The organism is Actinosynnema sp. (genome assembly GCF_052038725.1).
The window spans coordinates 1-1,525 of the sequence record NZ_JBQGCX010000883.1 but is presented as its reverse complement, the minus strand read 5'-3'; the positions used below and the strand labels follow the sequence as shown (position 1 = coordinate 1,525).

Genomic DNA, 1,525 nt, shown 5'->3' with positions numbered 1-1,525 from the left:
TCTCACCGTCTCACCGCCTGCGGGTCGAAGCGTCCGAGATGGACGGTGGGTCGTAGCCGAAGTCGCCCTGCGGCAACGAGAACCCCGGCGGCACGATCCGGTCGATCTCGTCCAGCACGTCGTCGGACAGCACCACGTCCGCCGCGCCCAGCGACTTCTCCAGGTGCTCCAGCGTCCTCGGCCCGATGATCGCCGAGGTGACCGCCGGGTGCCGGATCACGAACGCCAGCGCCAGGTGCGCCAGCGTGATCCCGGCCCCGTCCGCCAGCGCGGTGAGCGCGTCGAGCGCGTCCATCCGCTCCGCGTGCCTGGGCTCGGTGGTGGAGAACCACTCCGGGCGCCCGCCCATGCGCGGCGTCTCGGCCCGCTCCACGCCCCTGCGGTACCCGCCGCCCAGCCAGCCGCCCGCCAGCGGGCTCCACGGCAGCACGGCCATCCCGTACCGCCGGGCGACCGGCAGCACCTCCCGCTCCACGCCCCTGGCCAGGATCGAGTACGGCGGCTGCTCGGCCACCGGCCGCGCCAGCCCGCGCCGCTCCGCGATCCACTGCCCCTCGACCACCTCCGACGCCGGGAACGTGGACGTGCCGATGTAGCGGATCTTCCCGGCGCGCACCAGGTCGGTCAGCGCGGACAGGGTCTCCTCGAAGTCGGTGTCCGGGTCGGGCCGGTGCACCTGGTAGAGGTCGATCCCGTCGGTGCCGAGCCTGCGCAGGCTGTCCTCCACCGCCCGCGCGACCCAGCGCCGCGAGTTGCCCCGCTGGTTCGGGTCCTCGCCCATGGCGCCGTGGAACTTCGTGGCCAGGAAGACGGAGTCCCGCCGCCCCGCCAGCGCCGCGCCCACGACCTGCTCGCTCTGCCCCGCCTGGTACACGTCGGCGGTGTCGATGGTGTTCACGCCCGCGTCCAGCGCCCGGTGGATCACCCGGACGCCGTCCTCGCGGTTGGCGTCGCCGAACTGCATCGCGCCCAGCGTCAGCGGGCTGACCCGCACGCCGGTTCGTCCGAACGGACGGTACTCCACGGCATCCCCCACATCGGTTCCTCGATCGACCTCGCACAAGGCGGCGCGCCGGGCCCGGTATTCCCGCCTGCGGGCGCGCGGAGCTTCGGGGAAGCGCGACCGGATCGCAACCGGCGAGGACTAGCCGGGGGAGGTTCGGGGAAAGACCATGGGACAGGAGCGCTCATCGCCGAGCGAGGGGAGGGGCTGTGACAGCTCTGCCGGAGATCCCGCCACCCGCGTCCGAGGACCGGGCCGCGCCCGCGCTGGCCGCCGTCCCCGACGCCGTTCCCAGCACCGCGCCCGAAGCCCCCGAAGCCCTCCCCGAACCCGAGGCGCCCCACGCGCCCGGCCTGCTCTGGTACCTCACCGAGCCGACCCGCGCCGTCGTCGACCTCGGCCAGTACGCCGCCGCGCGGCAGCTGCTGCGCGCCGCACCGAGCGGCGACGGGCACACCGTGATCGTGCTGCCGGGGCTGGGCGGCGCGGACGGGTCCACGGCGGTGCTGCGCAGGTTCCTGT

Annotated in this window: 1 protein-coding gene and 1 pseudogene; one reads left to right on the top strand and one right to left on the bottom strand. The window is 74.6% G+C overall.

Annotated features, from left to right (window positions below; genetic code table 11):
* Nucleotides 1-10 precede the first annotated feature (10 nt).
* The gene (locus ACTUAL_RS18225) at nt 11-1,024 is read right to left on the bottom strand and encodes an aldo/keto reductase (RefSeq protein WP_440901112.1); all 1,014 of its coding nucleotides are present in this window, start codon (nt 1,022-1,024) and stop codon (nt 11-13) included.
* Between the two features lie 188 nt (nt 1,025-1,212).
* On the opposite strand from ACTUAL_RS18225, the pseudogene ACTUAL_RS18220 reads away from it, so the two are divergent.
* Nucleotides 1,213-1,525 (top strand): annotated as a pseudogene (locus tag ACTUAL_RS18220) (esterase/lipase family protein); the annotation flags it as partial.